The sequence below is a fragment of the Citrobacter sp. TBCS-14 genome (assembly GCF_005280805.1).
In the GTDB taxonomy this organism is placed as follows: Bacteria; Pseudomonadota; Gammaproteobacteria; order Enterobacterales; family Enterobacteriaceae; genus Citrobacter; species Citrobacter gillenii.
Genome location: NZ_SZWM01001162.1, coordinates 222 through 591, shown reverse-complemented (window position 1 = coordinate 591; position 370 = coordinate 222). Strand labels below are relative to the sequence as shown.

1 protein-coding gene is annotated in these 370 nt (G+C 51.9%); it reads right to left on the bottom strand.

Annotation, left to right across the window (positions count from 1 at the left end):
- Nucleotides 1-370 (bottom strand): hypothetical protein (locus FDX22_RS32145; protein WP_255433069.1); only part of this gene is annotated, 370 nt, incomplete at both ends.

The following is a 370-nucleotide window of genomic DNA, read 5'->3' as shown; positions in this document are numbered from 1 at the left end:
TTATCGCCTCTTTGTTCAGAGTACCGGTGGTGCCAGCGCCGTTGGCATAAATGGCATGCAACTCACCGCGGGCGGCAGTGGCGTTGTTGATATGTGACTTTCCATCGGTCCAGACTTTGTAGTCCCAGGTGAGTTCATCAGACGGCTGACTGGAATTAATTAAGCTATCGATATACCCGGCATACTTTGCTTGTGCTGCTGTGACGGTGGTGACCTCTTCAGCCTCCAGCCACAATTGGATTTGGCTGACCTTATCGCCATTGGCATTTTCTGCGGCGTCGGCACTTCTGCCCAACAGGAAGTCGTTAAAATCAGCCAACTCCTGCGTACTGGTAATGGTGAATGTGCGCACCCCGGTTTCGATAACCTT